Source organism: Persephonella sp. (genome assembly GCF_027023985.1).
Taxonomy (GTDB): domain Bacteria; phylum Aquificota; class Aquificia; order Aquificales; family Hydrogenothermaceae; genus Persephonella_A.
The window spans coordinates 23,535-39,481 of the sequence record NZ_JALVTW010000025.1 but is presented as its reverse complement, the minus strand read 5'-3'; the positions used below and the strand labels follow the sequence as shown (position 1 = coordinate 39,481).

Here is a 15,947-nt window from a genome sequence, read left to right as displayed (position 1 = left end):
AACTGAAATAAATCATAGATTCTGTTTTATAAGCTGAATGACCTTCTGGGTATCTTCCGGAGTTAGCTTTCCAGACTTGTAAAACAACAATTTGCCGCTTTTATCAAAAAGTAGCACGTTGTAATCTTCATCCTTTAAACCCCATTTTTTGACAAAAACCTTATCGTAATCCTTTACATAAATAGTATGGGGATATTTTTTCTGCTTTTTCTTTAGGATGCTTTCCAGCACAAAGTTTGGCAGCCATGTTGCCTTCATATTTATGATTGCTATTGAACCGAATTTTGAGTGGTCAAAATGCTGTTTTTTTAAAGCCTCAGCAAAATCTTCATTCAGGTCTCTTTTATCAGGGTCAACATATAAAACCAGATAGACCTTTCCTTTTATCATTTCTGTGGAAAATGGTTTTCCGTCAACTTTGCCTCCTATTTTTCCGTCCAGATGGACAACAGGGGGAACCTGCCCTATAGAAAGGACAACAGCGGCAATCAAACTCAGGAAAATCATTTTATCTCCTCTCTGTATCTGGATTTTATGTATTCAATAGCTTCTTTTTTTGTTTTTATCTCTTCATCTAGATATTTTTTAAACACATCATCAATTATGACTTTGTATATGGGAGATGGCTTAATGCCCAGCTCCTGCAGGTCTTTCCCTGATATAAGCAGTTTTTTTTCTTCCTCTTTTTTCAGAACTTTTATAATTCTTTCAGAAAGTTCAATATCGCTGCTGGCACATATAAAGACAAGTAAATCTTTGCTGATAAATTTTATTTTTTTGTATAGCTCCGAATTTTTTTCAGGGATTTTTTTGAATTTGTCTTTTACATCAAAATATTCCTCAAAGAATTTTTTACTTTTTTCAAAATGATATTTTTCAAGGAATTTGTAAGAAATCTCAAATGGCAAATGGTATAAAAGGGAAAGGAGATAGTTTGAAACCCTGTCTATTTTTATATCAAGAAACATCTCAAATGAGATAATTGTGTCTCTGACTCTGCTGATTATTTCTTCCCTTTTTTCATCCATATAAAATTCAGGAATAAGGCTGTGGAGAACTTTGTATTTGTTCATAAGCATAAGGATATCAACCACTTTTTCCTCGTTAAATGTATAAGTAAACTCAAGGTTTACCCTGCCTGTCGGGGCAAATTCAAGCATATTCTCATCAACAGATAGTTTAAGCAGTTTTTCTGTGTGTTTCCCCAGTCTAAAGCCAAGCCTTCCTGCAAATCTAAGTGCCCTTAGTATCCTGATAGGGTCTTCAACGAAACTTAGCTGGTGTAGAATTCTGATTACTTTGTCCTTTATATCCTTTATGCCATTAAAATAATCTATCAGTGTTCCAAAACGGCCTTCTGTGATCTCTATTGCAAGGGTGTTTATTGTAAAATCCCTCCGGTAAAGGTCTTCTTTTATGGTTGCTTTTTCTACCTTTGGGTATGCTCCCGGATGGGTATAAATCTCTTTTCTGGCTGTTGCCAAGTCTATTTTCTGGCCATTTTTTAAGGTTATCTGGGCTGTCATAAATTCATCAAAGGTATGAACAGGCAGTTTTTCACTTTTTGCATATTCTCTGGCAAGATGTATCGCATCTCCCTCAACAATTAGGTCTATATCAAGGCTTTTCTTACCTAAGATAATATCCCTGACTATCCCTCCTACCAGATATGTGTTATATCCAAGCTGTTTTGATATTTTTCCGATTTTTTCAAGATGGGAGATTATATCTTCAGGTAGATAATTTCTCAGGCGGTTTTCATAATTTAGATAACGAGGTTTAATCCTCTCCCGTGATATGAAAATATCCTTTTCTGTATCAAATACCTGTCCGTGTAAAATCTTGATTATATATGTTCTGTTTATTATTCCTACAGGCTTACCTTTTTTTAAAACAGGGAAATATTCCTGAGAAGAGTTCATAATTTGTTTTTCTGCTTCAATTAGTGTTGTTTCAGGTTCAAATGTGATTACACTATCAATGATAAAGTTTTCTACTTTTGCTTCCAATAGACCGTGTTTCAGGCTTTCCTTTAAAACCTTCGTTATTACTATTCCTTCAAATTTTCCGTTTTTATTTACAACAAAGAGCAAAGGTGCTTTGTCAAGAAGGTCTTTAATCTGGGAAAGCTTTTGATTTTTATTAACGGTAATTATCTGGTTTGACATAAATTCTTTTATTTTTCTGTTTCTATGGGTTTCTCCTATAAGCACCATTTCTATGTAATTTTTTATTTCCTGAACAGTCAGACCTTTTACTGTAGCACTGGCAGTCGTGTAATGTCCTCCACCGCCTAAAAAGGACATTATTTTTCCTACATCTATTTCAGGAGTTTTTGAACGGGCTATTATACTTGTTTTGGTTTTTTCTGTAATCAGGATAAAAAAGGCATCTGCTTCCTGCAGTGGTTTAATCATATGAAGGTATGAAGATATATCAGGTATATACTGGCTGCTATAAGCTGTGGAAAATACGATTTTTTTGTCTTTAAGATAGAAATTTTGAATATTATCAACTATCTGGTGGATTATTTCTATCTCCTGAATATCTATTTTTTCCTCAATTATATTTTTTATCAAATTAATGTCTGCCCCCTTTGATATCAAATAAGATGCTGCCCTCAAATCCTGTGGTGTTGTTATCTCATAAAGGAAACTACCTGTGTCTTCATAGATACCAAGGGCAAGTAATGTTGCTTCATCAGGAGATATAGGGATTTTTTGTTTTTTTATTTTATTTACCACTATTGTGGTTGCAGCACCTGTTTTTTTTATATGTTTTTCTATTTTATAAGGGATTTTTATCCTTACAGGATGATGGTCAAATATGATTATTTTTGTTTCTTGGGATACATACCCCTTTAATTCTTTTATTGCTTTTTTATAGTTATTGGTATCTGCCAGAAATAGTGTGTCAATTTGGGATAGTTCTTCTTTTTTAATTAGTTTATTTTTAAATAGTTTTTCAAAATGTTTTAAAACCAGTCTAACCCCTGAGGATAAAGCTCCCGGAAGCAAAATCTTTGTTTCAGGGTATAAAAGCGTTATTCCGTAAGCTGTAGAAAGTGCATCAAGGTCTGCACCTTCAGCTAAAAAAACTACTTGCAAAAGACCCTCCTTTTGCTTATAATATTATCCTCAATTGCCCAGGTGGCGGAATTGGCAGACGCGCTGTCTTGAGGGGACAGTGCCCTTAACGGGCGTGCGGGTTCGACTCCCGCCCTGGGCACCATTTAATCTCCTCCAATATTTATTCTGGAAACAAATACAGAAGGGCTTCCAAATCTTCCGTAGAATTTCAGGTCATTACCTATCTGGACTATATTTCCAAGCAGCTCAAAAAAGTTACCTGATATGGTTATTCCGCTTACAGGATATTCATACCCATCCTGAATAAGCAATCCTGTTGCTCCTACGGAAAAATCACCTGTAACAGGGTTTGCTGTATGAAGCCCCATCATTTCTATTACTTTAAAGTATTTTCCTTCTGGTTTTACAGGTTGACTGCCATTTGATAGGTAAAAGTTTGAAGGCTGAACCGATGGGGTATCTTTAAAAGAATTCCTAAATCCGTTACCTGTTGGTGTAGATGAAGTTTTATTTGCTGTGTATATGCTATGTAGAAATGTCTGGAATACTCCATTTTTGATTATCTCTGTGCTCTGGGTTGGAGTTCCTTCATCATCAAATTTTCTGGAACCTACTTTTCTGCTAAGTAATCCGCTGTCTATCAATGTTAAAAAATCAGGTGCTATTTTTTCCTGTAGTTTATCCTTTAGATAAGTTTTTCCTGTGATAAGACTTTCCCCAGAAAAAACAGGGAAAAAGGCTTCCAAAATCTGTGTAAATGCATAAGGAGGAAATAAAGCAGGTATTACCTGTGAAGGAATAGGCTTTGCTCCCAGTAGAGAAACAGCATTATGAACCATCTCTTCTGCAGTTTTATCTACATTTAAATCAGACAGAAACCTGGAAGAGTCAAATCCCCATGCAATCTGGCTATCTTTTTCCCCTGTTGCTATGGCTGCTGCCATAATTGTGTATGCTGTGGATTTTTCAGAAATTTCTACTCCATTACTATTTATCAGAGTATATTCAGATATTTTTTCAATAAAACTGCAATTTCTAATATTGGTTATTCTGCTATCCTTTGACCTTATTTTTTCTTCAAATTCCAGTGCAATCTGAGATTTTTCAGCATCAGATAAATTTTCTGCAAAATATTTATCGTATATTTCTGGATTTACAGGATTGTCAGTAGGGCTTGAAAATTGGATATAAGGGTCATCTTCGGATATCTCAATGGACTGTATAGCCTTTTGAACTGCTTTATTAATTTTTTCTTCTGTCGGATTTGATATATAAAAAAATCCGGTTTTTTCTCCTTTTTTAATCCGGATTCCTACCCCTGTCTCTTTTGATTTTGTCAGGCTTTCCATAGATAAATTGCCGGAAACGACCTTTAAAGTCTGAACCGAGGATATGTATATCTCCCATTGATAGCCTGATAAAAGATCTGAAACTGAGGATACTATCTTATTTTTCTCCATAGCCTTTTCTAAGCACCTCTGGGACAGAAACTAATTTTCTGGAAAATCTGTCTATACAAACATGTTTTGTTTTTCCTGTTGCAATTTGAGTCTGATTTGCTGTCACCACATAATCAAAATCAAAGAAAAATCTGTCCATATGTGAAATCCAGAACTCTATATTAAAAATATCACCATATCTTAATGGATTTTTGTATTTAACAGAAAGCTCAACAAGAACTATATCTATATTTAGTTCTTCTCTTACTTTGTGATAAGGGTACCCCAGTTCCTCTAAAAAATATCCTCTTGCCTCTTCAAAATAACGGGGATAGTTTGAATGGTGAACTACCCCCTGTGCATCTGTCTCATAAAAATGAACTTTTCTGCTGTAATTAAGTTTCATTCTTCCTCAATCTCTTCGCTTACAGCTTCCCACATTCTCATTGCACCTGCTATATAACCTTTGAGGAAGCCGTCTATTTCAACAGTTATAGAAATTGCATCTGATGTATCTCCGTGGTCAAGGTCAAACTGTGTAAGAAGAACTACAGATATTACTCCCTTTTCTGATAAAGCTTCCCATGCTTCTCCATAGGGAAAAGCCATAGATATCTGGCCTTTATCTTTCAGAAGTGTTACAAGCAGGTATGGTTCGTGTTCTTCCTCATCGTAATCCACATCTATATCCACTTCCCAGCATGTTTCCTTGTTTTCTATCATTTCTTTAAGGTACTCGTCAGGTTCAACTATAGCAATTATTTCCCCTTCTTCAGACATTCTTACATCATAAGGATGAAAAACCAGCTCTTCCACCGTTTATCCTCCAATCAGTTTTTTACTTTCTTCTAATATCATATCAACTTCTGATTTTTCTGGCATCTCAACATAAATTCTAAGGACAGGCTCCGTTCCGGAAGCTCTGAATAATACCCAGCCGTCATTTTCAAATATAAATTTGACTCCATCTGTCAGGTCAGTTTCTTTTACTTTAAATCCTGCTATTTCTTTTAGAGGCTCTTTTTTCAGTTTTTCAATAAGAACTCTTCCCTGATCTCCTTCTACTTTGAGGTCAAGTCTTTTGTAATATGCTGTTCCAAATTCTGAGAATAAATCCTCAACAAGCTGTGTAAGAGATTTTCCGTGAAGATGAATCATTTCCAGAATCATCAACCCGGATAATAACCCATCCCTTTCAGGAATATGAAAACCAAATCCGTAGCCTCCTGATTCTTCACCGCCAAAAGCTATTTTTTCCTTCAGGAATAAATCTGCAATGTATTTGAAACCTACAGGGGTTTTGTATAACTTTCTTCCTTCTTTTTTTGCTATCCTATCAACCAGATATGTTGTTGATACTGTTTTTGCTATTGCTCCTTCTGTCTTCTTGTTTCTTATTGTGTGGAGAAGTAAAAGGGCAAATACTATCTGGGTGCTTATAAATTCCCCTGCTTCATCTACTACACCAACCCTATCTCCATCTCCATCATTTGCAATACCTGCTACTGCTTCTTCAGCGACGGTTTTTCCCCTTAAAAGAGGTAGGTTTTTTTCCACAGGCTCAGGATGTTTAAAACCAAAAAATGCATCCCTGAAATGGTTTATCTCAACAACATCAATGAGGGTATCCTCAAGTATTCTATTTAGCAGTCCTATTGTTGCACCGTGCATAGGGTCGTGGATTACCTTTTCAGGCTTTTGATTAAATACACCGGGGGTAAGATATTTTTTTAATGTTTTTATGTAATAACTGTTAAAATCCATTTCCTCCCATTTTGTAGTGCCTGTTTTAGGAGATGTATTACCTAATTTTTCTTCAACACTGCTGATTATTTCCGGAGTTGCAGGACCTCCGTATCCTCCTTTAATTTTGTATCCGTTGTATTCGTATGTATTATGGGAGGCTGTTATCATTACTCCTTCATCTGCATCAAAATCCCTTGCTGCCAGTGAAAGTGCAGGGGTAGAGCAAAAAGTGGAGGATAGTATAACCTCAAAACCGTTTGATGAAAAAACTTCAGCAACTGCTGCAGCAAAATTTTCTGACATAAATCTGGTGTCGTATCCTACTACTACTTTTTTTCCATTTTTTTCTTTGAGATGGTCTGCATGTGCCTGTGCTACTTTAAGAAGATTATCAAATGTGAAATCCTTTGCGATAACTGCTCTCCATCCATCAGTCCCAAACTTAATTCCCATTATAATTCCTCCATTATATTTTCTATAAAATTATCCTGCGGCTTTCCAAAAATATATCCCTGTGCATAGGATACGCCAAGCTCCCTTAGTATTTTCACTTCTTCTTCTGTTTCTACCATTTCTGCAAGGAGTTTTATTCCTTTTTCTCGACATATATAGGCTATTCCACCGACAATAATCTGATTATCATTGTCTTTGTGAATATTTTTTACAAGAGAACCATCAAGTTTAATTATATCAATATCAAAATGCTTTATATAAGAAAAGGTTGAATAGCCCACTCCAAAATCATCAAGGGCAAATCTGATTCCTTTTGATTTTGCAATTCTGATGGCCTCTTTAACTATTGTGATTTCACTGATTGCTTCTTCTTCTGTTATTTCCAGAACAATGTTCTCTTTAGGAATATTATTCTTTTCAAGAAGCTCAACGAACTGGGAAATATGGTATATATCCTGAATATACGGCCTTGATAAGTTGAAAAATATCATTTGAGGAACTTTCTCACTTTTTAATAAAAATTCCACAGTTTTTCTTTGAATTATCTCATCTATTTTTAAAACAATTCCAAACTTAATTGCTGTTGTTATAAATTTGTAAGCTGGAATTACTCTATCACCTTCTTTTATCCTTGCGAGAACTTCATATCCAACTATTTCAAATGTATTTAAATCAACAATAGGTTGAAAGTAAGGTATAACCCTGTCTTCTGAGATTGCATCAAGAAGGAAATTTTTACTTTCAAATTCTTCCTCAAGTATCTGTGAAATTTCTTCTTTACCAAGCATAACAACCTGATTTTTACCGTTTTTCTTGGCTTGATAAAGTGCAAGATCTGCAGCCTGTAAGATTTCCTCAAATGTTTCTCCGTGTATACCAAGGCCTGCAACACCTGCACTTATTGTGATTGATATCTTATAATCACCTATTTTGAATTCTTTCTCTGATATTTTCTTTCTAATTCTTTCTGCAAGTCTCAAGGCACTTTCTGTTTCTGTTTCAGGTAATACAATAATAAACTCTTCTCCACCATATCTCCCTACCTTATCTACATCTCTTGTTTCTTCCTGAATAATTTCTGCTACTTGTTTTAAAACAATATCTCCCATGGTGTGACCATAAGTATCATTTATTCCTTTAAAATCATCTATATCCAGTAATATAATGCTAAAATCATGATTATATCTTTTTGCCCTCTCAACTTCTTTTTCTGCATATTCAACAATTGCCCTTCTGTTATAAAGTCTGGTAAGCGGGTCATAGGTTGCAAGGTTTAGCAGATTTATGCTATATACCAGATGGGATAAAATCATATCAGTATATTTAAGTTCCTCCTCCGATAGTCTTTCTCCTCGTTTAAAGATAACTATATAAAGGGAATATTCATCATTAACTTCTTTTTTTATTGAGGCTATGTATCTATCCCCGTTTTTGTCAAGGATTATATTATTTGCATGGTGAGTTTTTTGTAATTTTTTGAACTCTTTTTCTTCCAGATTAAATGGGATTTTATTAAGTAAATAATTGTCTGAATGAACAAGTATTGAACAATGGTCTTCTAATTTTGAATATAGGCATAAAACACTTCCTTCTGCATTTAGAAGCTCGTCAAGGCTATTTATAGCAAATAAAGCAAAGTTATGTATATCGTTTGTCATAGATATCATTTTTGCAGTTGTAGTCAAAACTAAGTTCATACCTTTTTGATGTTTAAGTATTTTTTGCCTTGTTGCTTCAAGAACCTGGGATATTTTGGCAAATTCATCATCTCCGTATTTATGAAGGTCAAATGTTACTTTTTCCAGACCTTTATCACTCATATATTGAACATTTTTCCTCAAATGGTTAATAGGATAGAGAAGAATTTTTTTGAAGAAAAAAGTATAAAAAGACAAAGAAAGTAAGAAAAACACGGAAAATACAACAATACTACCAAATACGGTGGAAATAATTTTGCCGTATATGACAGTTGACTTATCCACACATCCAATTATGTAAAAGTTGCTATTTTCAAACTTGGAAGAAGAACATATAAAGGAACTGAAAGTTTTAGGTGAGTTTTTTAAAACAAAAACAGGGTCATAATCACTTAAGGGCGAATTTTGAGGAGATAAGATATAATCAAAAGCAGATTTATTAACAAATACATAATACATATTTTGCATATTTATTATGAGATAGTCTGTAAGCAGAATATATTTGTCATCTGAGTATTGGAGTAATTCTACAGAGGAAATTGGAATTTTTCTTCCAATTGTATAGTGTTCAACATTATTGTAAATACTGTATATATGGGACTTTTTTAGTATATTGAAATCAATATTTGTGTTTGTAGAATTCTTTTTCTTTTCATAGGTTGATATAAAAACTTTAGCATTATTTTCTATTGTTTCCAGTTCCTTCTTAATCAACTTTTTTTCTATATTAATTGTTTTTTCAAGGCTTATTTTAATTCTTTGAATTTCATCCTGAATGTTTATAACTGTTAATATTGCGGCAGCAGCAATAAATGAGATAAAAAATAATAAAATTAAAACTAATACAACCTTCTGACCATAACTTTTTATCCCTGCCCTCTTTTCAAGGAACTGGTTATATTTTAAATATCTATTTTCCTGTTTTTGTTTCATTTTCATACATAGTAGTTTTTATTTTAATAATATTCATTTTCGGAAAAATTTAAACAGTTATATAATTTAATACTGCTTATAATAAACAAAATGAGGTTGTAAATGGGACAGCAGAAATTTTATGTAACTACACCTATATATTATGTAAATGATGTTCCACATCTTGGACATGCATATACAACAATCGCTGCTGATGTGCTTGCGCGGTATAACAGACAAAAAGGAAATAAAACATTTTTCCTGACAGGAACAGATGAACACGGCTTAAAGATACAAAAATCTGCAGAAGAAAAAGGAATAACACCCAAAGAACTGGCAGATAAAACCCATTTAAAATTCAAGGAACTATGGAAAGTTTTAAACATATCCTATGATAGATTTATTAGAACAACCGACCCAGACCATATAAAAGCAGTCCAGCATATATTCCAAAAGTGCTACGAAAATGGAGATATATACCTGTCTGAGTATGAAAGCTGGTATTGTGTAGGCTGTGAAGAGTTTAAAACAGAAACGGAGATAAAAGAGTATGACTACAAATGCCCAATCCATATGAAAAAATGCGAAAAGGTTAAGGAAGAAAGTTATTTTTTCAGGCTTTCAAAATATCAGAATAAACTATTAGAGCTGTATGAAAAATATCCTGAGTTTATACAGCCTGATTACAGGAGAAATGAAGTTATTGCCTTTGTAAAACAGGGATTAAAGGATTTATCTGTATCAAGACCAAGAAGCAGGGTAAAATGGGGAATTCCTGTTCCATTTGATGAAAGCCATACCATATATGTCTGGTTTGATGCCCTTACAAACTATATATCTGCCCTTGGCTATCCTGACACTGATTCAGAAATGTTTAAAACCTTTTGGCCTGCAGATGTCCATATAGTTGGCAAAGATATTCTCCGTTTCCATGCAGTTTACTGGCCTGCATTCTTAATGAGTGCAGGACTGGAAGTGCCGAAAAAGGTTTTTGCACACGGCTGGTGGACTGTTGAAGGGCATAAGATGTCAAAATCCCTTGGAAATGTGGTTGATCCTTTCCAAGCAGCAAAAGAATATGGCGTAGATGAGCTTAGATATTTTCTCCTAAGAGAAGTGCCTTTTGGATTAGATGGAGACTTTTCCAAAAAGGCAGTTATAGGAAGGATAAACTCAGACCTTGCCAATGACCTCGGAAATCTATTTTCAAGAACACTCTCTATGATTAATAAATTCAATAAAGGCGTTGTTGAATGCTCTGACAAACATACACAGCTGGAAAAGGAATACAAAGAGCTTTATTTACATACCATTGAACAGTTTGATAAGGAATTATCAAATCTGGGCTTTAACAGGGCTCTGGAGATTGTATGGGAGTTTATTGATTTCTTGAATAAATACATAGTCAAAACTGAGCCATGGGCATTAAATAAAAATAATGACCCTTATCTGAAAACTACACTTTATACGTTGGCAGATGGGCTTATGCTGATTACCTATTTACTTACCCCATTTATGCCCCAAAAGATGAAAACTGCCCTTGAGTATCTTGGGCTTGAAAAATTACCGGAAAAGCCAGAACCATTTAGTTTTCCGGAAAATACAAAAGTCAAAAAGAAAATAAAACCATTGTTCCCAAGAATTGAACTTAAAGAGGAGGAAAAGGTGGAAGAGAAAAAGGAAGAACAAAAACAGGAAGAAGGAATTGTAACAATAGAAGACTTTGCAAAACTAAAATTCAGAGTTGGGCAGGTTTTAGAAGCAGAGAAAGTAGAAAAGGCAGATAAACTGCTCAAGCTTACAGTTGACCTTGGGGATGAAAAAAGAACAATAGTTTCAGGAATAGCACAGTATTATAAACCTGAGGAGCTTATAGGCAAAAAAATAATAGTTTTTGCAAATCTTAAACCGAGAAAGATTTTCGGTATAGAATCAAAGGGAATGATTTTAGCTGCAAAAGATGATAAAACATTAAGACTGTTAACTGTTGATGGAGACGTGGAAGTAGGTGCATACGTCTCATAAACGGGGTAGTAAATGGAATTTAAATATTTAAATGAGCAGATTATTGCTGAGATAAAAAAGTGCAGGGAAAGATTTCCTTTGAAGGAGCAGTGTATTATTCCAGCACTGCATAAAATCCTTGATATTTATAGGGATATTCCCCAGCAGGCTATAGAAGAGCTATCAGAATATCTTCATGTGCCCCTTGCAGATATAGAAGGTATAGTAACCTTCTACGATATGTTCAGATATAAAAAGAACGCAAGAAATCATATAAGAATCTGCAGGAATCTGCCCTGCCATCTTGCCAGATATCAGAATATCCTTGAGATGATAAAAAAGAAAACCGGAGCAGATATAGGAAAAAGTAGTCCAGACGGAAAATGGTATATTGAATTAGTTGAGTGTATAGGAAGTTGCGGTATTGCACCTGCATTTTTAATAAATGATGACCTTTATGACGGAAGCAATATAAAAACCGAAGAGCAGATAGAAGAAATCCTTGGCAGGTATGAGTAATGAGTATAAGGGATAAAATTCCAAGACTACCTGAGATACATGTTGAAAGTAATCTGAACCTGCTGCTTAGAAGAGCAAAAGAAAACAGGACAGTTGATATAGAGGAATATGTAACAACAGGGGGATACTCTGCATTAAAAAAAGCCCTCACAAAATTTACACCGGAGGATATAGTTGTTCTGGTTGAGGAAAGCACCCTCAGGGGAAGAGGTGGTGCAGGTTTCCCAACAGGTAGAAAATGGCGTTTTGCTTTAATGAATCCTCCTCCAAGATATCTTGTCTGTAATGCAGATGAATCAGAACCGGGAACATTCAAAGATAGAATAATCATAGAAAGAGACCCTCATCTGCTTTTAGAAGGTATGATTATTGCCGGATATGCCCTTGGTGCAAAAGAGGGATACATATATATCAGAGGAGAATATCCTGCAGGATATCTCATACTGGAAAATGCCATACAGGAAGCAAAAGAGCATGGATTTTTAGGTGAAAATATCCTCGGAACTGATTTTTCCTTTGATATAAAGGTTTACAGAGGAGCAGGAGCATATATTTGCGGTGAAGAAACTGCACTGCTTGAGAGTCTGGAAGGAAAAAGAGGTCACCCAAGACTAAGACCTCCTTATCCTGCACAGGTTGGTTTATACGGTAAACCTACAGTTGTTAATAATGTGGAAACATTATCCAATATCCCGATTATTGTTACCTATGAAGCACATTTTATGAATATTGGTCCTGCCGGATTTTTTGGCCCCAAATTATTCCCTGTAAGCGGGAAGGTAAACAAACCTGGTGTTTATGAATCTACTATGGATATTACCCTTAATGAGCTTATAGAAATGGCCGGTGGCGTAAAAGATGGCAAGAAGATTAAAGCCGTTTTTGCCGGTGCATTGGGAGTGTATTCTGCAGATGAACTTGATACACCTATGGACTACTCTCCTAAAGGATTTGGTGGAACAGGAACAACAATAGTTTTAGATGAGGATGACTGTATAATTGATGCCTTACTTGTAATAACAAACTTCTTTCATCATGAAAGCTGTGGAAAGTGCACACCTTGTAGAGTCGGAACCTATGAGCAACATGTTATCATGAAAAAGCTAAAAGAAGGAACTGCTACACAAAAAGATTTAGAATATTTAAAACATCTTGCAAAAAATATACCTGCAAACTCTATATGTGGACTTGGTTTTTCTGCTCCTAACGCCATAGCAGATGCTTTGAAGAAATTCCCTGAAGAATTTGAGGCACATCTGAATAAAACCTGTAAGGTATGCTTCGGTTAATCAGCAAATATTTCTTTTAAAACCTTTTGTGCCTCTTCATAAAGCTTTTTTATTACTTCATCTTCTATACCGCCGCCACAGGCTTCAACCATTGAGGTATAATACCATTTTTGTTGTTCTTTTCCTCTGTTGAACCTATTCCACAGGTTTTCTCCGTGTTCTTTAAGCTCGTGTTTTATGCTGTATAGATTTGCCAGTTTATCTGCAAGGGCAACCCTTTTGGTTGAAATATCAGCCTGTTTTAGATGTTCAATATGCTTTTTCTTCCTTTCTTCCCATGGAAGTTCCTTTTCTTCAGAAAGTTCAAGAACAATATCCGCTATTTTTTGACCAAATTCATTTTTGATATCTTCATAGGTATATTCTGTATCCTCTATAACATCATGGAGCAAGCCTGCTATTATTTCATCCTCTTCTGCACCGAATTTAGACAGTATCAGACCCACAGATAAAGGATGTGTTATATAAGGCAGGTCTGTTGATTTTCTTTTCTGGTGTTTATGGGCTTCATTGGCAAACTCTGCAGCTTTAAGTATTTTTTCCATTGTTAAGCTCCTTTACTGCTCTTTCTAAATCCCCATGTTTTAATATTTCTATTAATTTATGCTCATCAAAATCCGGAGTAAGTTTTTCCCCTGTTTTTATATCAAGTATAAAAAATATTTCGTCTCCGTAGCTGCCTACAATAAGGTTTTCTGATTTTCCAACCAAAGCCCCTGCTATAACAGAGGATTTAAAATCTTCGGTAAGCTTTTCTCCTGTTATTATATCGTAAAGGGCAAAATATCCACTTTTCTTGCCCCAGTAGTAATTACTTTCTCCTGTTAAAGCTCCTCTATCCCTGATTTTTTCAAACCAGTCCGTTTTTTGTCCCTCCAGAGAAAATAAAGCATCTTTGCCATTTAATGTTCCTCTGAAGTATGGAGATTGCCCTTTTACCAGCCCCAGCGGAGAAATCCAATCAAAATCCTGTGTTAATTTTTCTCCGGTTTTCCCGCTATATATTGCCCATTTGACTGTTTTTAAATATTTTAAGGGATTTTCTTTATCCTTTATTATCTCCTCTGTTGCGATGAAATATTCAGAAGCCCCCTTAGGATAACCCTCTGAAAAAACCCAGCCAAATCTTTTCTCTCCATTTTCCGTTTTTATGACCATATAAATATTTTCTTCCCTTATCATATTTCTCTCCTTTTCTTATATAAATTGACTACAGTATGTTTATTTTTAAGGTTTTCAGGTATGAGAAAGCTCAGAGAAAATCAGTCTGAAACTACTTTATTTCTGCCTGTTGTTTTGGCCTTATACAATAACTTATCAGCTCTTTCAATAGCAGAATCTAATTTTTCTTCTTTTCTTTTCTGAGTAACTCCAAAGCTGACAGTAAATTTAGGGGAGGTTTGAGAGTCTTCAACAATTTTTCTAATTTTTTCGGCAACTTTTTTGGCCTGCTGGGTGTCTGTATCATTTAAAAGAATTAAAAATTCTTCTCCTCCCCATCTGGAGATAATATCGCTTTTTCTTAAATTTGAACGTAATATTCTTGCAAATTCTTTTAGAATCCTATCCCCTATATGATGTCCATGCTTATCATTAATCTGTTTGAAATGGTCAATATCTGCAAACATAAGAGAAACAGGTCTGTTTTTCCTTTCTGCAGCCGCAACAATTGACTCAGATAATTTATAGAAACCCCTTCTATTCAAAAGTCCTGTTAAAGGGTCTACTATTGATTTTTTCTCAAGGGATAATTTAGAGTCTTTATCTTTTTTAAGTAGTATAAAAATAAGTAGGGCTAAAAAAAAGTTGAAACCTATAGCAGATATTCCCATAAATATGAATTTGTGGTGATTCTTTTTGAAAAATACTTCTGGGACAAAACCGGCAAAAGCTGCAGCATATTCACCTTTAACATTTTTGACAGGAATAAAGAAAGCAAGATAATCTTTTCCGTTGTATGAAATTCTTAATGCAATATCTTTTTTTATAACTTTTGGCAATTTACCTTTTAATATAGTTTCAAGATGCCGTAAAGTTTTAATTTTGTCTTTATTTCCTAAGATTGCAAATAACACTTTTTTATCCCAGCTATATTCCTGAATAGCTTTTGAAGGGATGTAATGTATTCTTTCTTCTTTCCAGACTTTTTTGGTAATCAAATCATTTCTGATTAGAAATCCATAAAATCCTAAATGTAAATAGTTTAAGGATTTTATTGCAGGAACAGCAGAAAAAGATATTTCAACGGTTCCAATAAACTCATTTTCATAAAAAAGCGGGTAAACATTCCGAAATCCATTAAATATTCTACCCTCTTCAAATCCTCGAACTACTTTTTTAGTTTTGTTTACAAGGTCTATAGTGTATCTAATTCCTTCTAAGGAATCCTCGTATTTATCAGGCTTATGAAATCTCAAAAAGCTTATGGAACCAGGAAGGTGAAAGTGTAGTTGGCGAATGCCATGTTTTTTTAAAGATTTATACACAGGCAAAAGTTTTTTATAAAGCTGTATCCGATAAGTATTTTTAGCTTTGGTATGATTGGCCATATACATAAGAAGTAGAACATCAGGTTGATTAATTCTTATGTCATAAGTAATATCTGACATATCAGTAAGGGAATTTAATTCAGATAGGATTATATATTTATTGGTCTTTAATGCTCTATCTATAAAGTTTTGCTCACTCTGAATATAAAATTTGTAAGAAATAAAAACACCTATAAAACTAAGGAAAATAAAGATAATTACAGCGTATAGAATTTCTCTTTTATAAATTTTAATAAAGTTCATCTAAATC

The 15,947-nt window shown here is 34.4% G+C and carries 13 protein-coding genes and 1 tRNA gene; 4 read left to right on the top strand and 10 right to left on the bottom strand.

Going from position 1 to position 15,947, the window contains the following annotated elements; translation table 11 throughout:
• Positions 1–12 precede the first annotated feature (12 nt).
• On the bottom strand, positions 13–507 hold the full coding sequence (locus tag MVE07_RS06265; protein ID WP_297455443.1) for a YtfJ family protein: 495 nt from the start codon (positions 505–507) through the stop codon (positions 13–15).
• On the bottom strand, positions 504–3,107 hold the full coding sequence (locus MVE07_RS06260) for a CBS domain-containing protein (protein WP_297455441.1): 2,604 nt from the start codon (positions 3,105–3,107) through the stop codon (positions 504–506). The genes MVE07_RS06265 and MVE07_RS06260 overlap by 4 nt, the downstream gene beginning before the upstream one ends.
• Before the next feature lie 36 nt (positions 3,108–3,143).
• Here MVE07_RS06260 and MVE07_RS06255 point away from each other — a divergent pair.
• Positions 3,144–3,231: transfer RNA gene (locus MVE07_RS06255), tRNA-Leu, on the top strand.
• A gap of 1 nt (position 3,232) precedes the next feature.
• Here the strand turns inward: MVE07_RS06255 and MVE07_RS06250 are convergent.
• From MVE07_RS06250 to MVE07_RS06230, 5 genes are read right to left on the bottom strand one after another with little or no spacing between them, the layout of a single operon-like run.
• Positions 3,233–4,549, bottom strand: coding sequence for a TldD/PmbA family protein (locus MVE07_RS06250; protein ID WP_297455439.1), 1,317 nt, complete (start codon positions 4,547–4,549; stop codon positions 3,233–3,235).
• Positions 4,536–4,934: a thioesterase family protein gene (locus MVE07_RS06245; RefSeq protein WP_297455437.1), complete on the bottom strand. Its 399-nt coding sequence runs from the start codon at positions 4,932–4,934 to the stop codon at positions 4,536–4,538. Before MVE07_RS06245 ends, MVE07_RS06250 begins: the two co-directional genes overlap by 14 nt.
• Complete coding sequence (locus tag MVE07_RS06240) at positions 4,931–5,344, bottom strand: hypothetical protein (protein ID WP_297455435.1); 414 nt, start codon at positions 5,342–5,344, stop codon at positions 4,931–4,933. Before MVE07_RS06240 ends, MVE07_RS06245 begins: the two co-directional genes overlap by 4 nt.
• A gap of 3 nt (positions 5,345–5,347) precedes the next feature.
• On the bottom strand, positions 5,348–6,727 hold the full coding sequence (locus tag MVE07_RS06235; RefSeq protein ID WP_297455433.1) for a phosphoglucomutase/phosphomannomutase family protein: 1,380 nt from the start codon (positions 6,725–6,727) through the stop codon (positions 5,348–5,350).
• A complete protein-coding gene (locus MVE07_RS06230) occupies positions 6,727–9,357 on the bottom strand; it encodes a bifunctional diguanylate cyclase/phosphodiesterase (RefSeq protein WP_297455431.1) in 2,631 nt (876 codons plus the stop codon). The genes MVE07_RS06235 and MVE07_RS06230 overlap by 1 nt, the downstream gene beginning before the upstream one ends.
• A gap of 102 nt (positions 9,358–9,459) precedes the next feature.
• On the opposite strand from MVE07_RS06230, the gene metG reads away from it, so the two are divergent.
• The 3 genes from metG to nuoF are packed head-to-tail and all read left to right on the top strand — an operon-like array spanning position 9,460 to position 13,148.
• Positions 9,460–11,361 carry a methionine--tRNA ligase gene (metG, locus tag MVE07_RS06225; RefSeq protein WP_297455430.1) on the top strand — a complete coding sequence of 634 codons (1,902 nt, stop codon included), beginning with the start codon at positions 9,460–9,462 and terminating at the stop codon, positions 11,359–11,361.
• Positions 11,362–11,373: 12 nt separating this feature from the next.
• A complete protein-coding gene (locus MVE07_RS06220) occupies positions 11,374–11,859 on the top strand; it encodes an NAD(P)H-dependent oxidoreductase subunit E (protein WP_297455428.1) in 486 nt (161 codons plus the stop codon).
• Positions 11,859–13,148: an NADH-quinone oxidoreductase subunit NuoF gene (gene nuoF, locus MVE07_RS06215; RefSeq protein ID WP_297455426.1), complete on the top strand. Its 1,290-nt coding sequence runs from the start codon at positions 11,859–11,861 to the stop codon at positions 13,146–13,148. The genes MVE07_RS06220 and nuoF overlap by 1 nt, the downstream gene beginning before the upstream one ends.
• On the opposite strand, the gene MVE07_RS06210 is transcribed toward nuoF, so the two are convergent.
• The 3 genes from MVE07_RS06210 to MVE07_RS06200 all read right to left on the bottom strand — a co-directional run bounded on the left by MVE07_RS06210 (position 13,145) and on the right by MVE07_RS06200 (position 15,940).
• Positions 13,145–13,693, bottom strand: a complete 549-nt coding sequence (locus MVE07_RS06210) for an HD domain-containing protein (protein WP_297455424.1) — start codon at positions 13,691–13,693, stop codon at positions 13,145–13,147. The genes nuoF and MVE07_RS06210 overlap by 4 nt on opposite strands.
• Entirely contained in the window at positions 13,677–14,330 is a 654-nt protein-coding gene (locus MVE07_RS06205) for a hypothetical protein (RefSeq protein ID WP_297455422.1), read from the bottom strand. Before MVE07_RS06205 ends, MVE07_RS06210 begins: the two co-directional genes overlap by 17 nt.
• 80 nt (positions 14,331–14,410) lie before the next feature.
• The gene (locus MVE07_RS06200) at positions 14,411–15,940 is read right to left on the bottom strand and encodes a diguanylate cyclase (protein WP_297455420.1); all 1,530 of its coding nucleotides are present in this window, start codon (positions 15,938–15,940) and stop codon (positions 14,411–14,413) included.
• Positions 15,941–15,947: the final 7 nt, after the last annotated feature.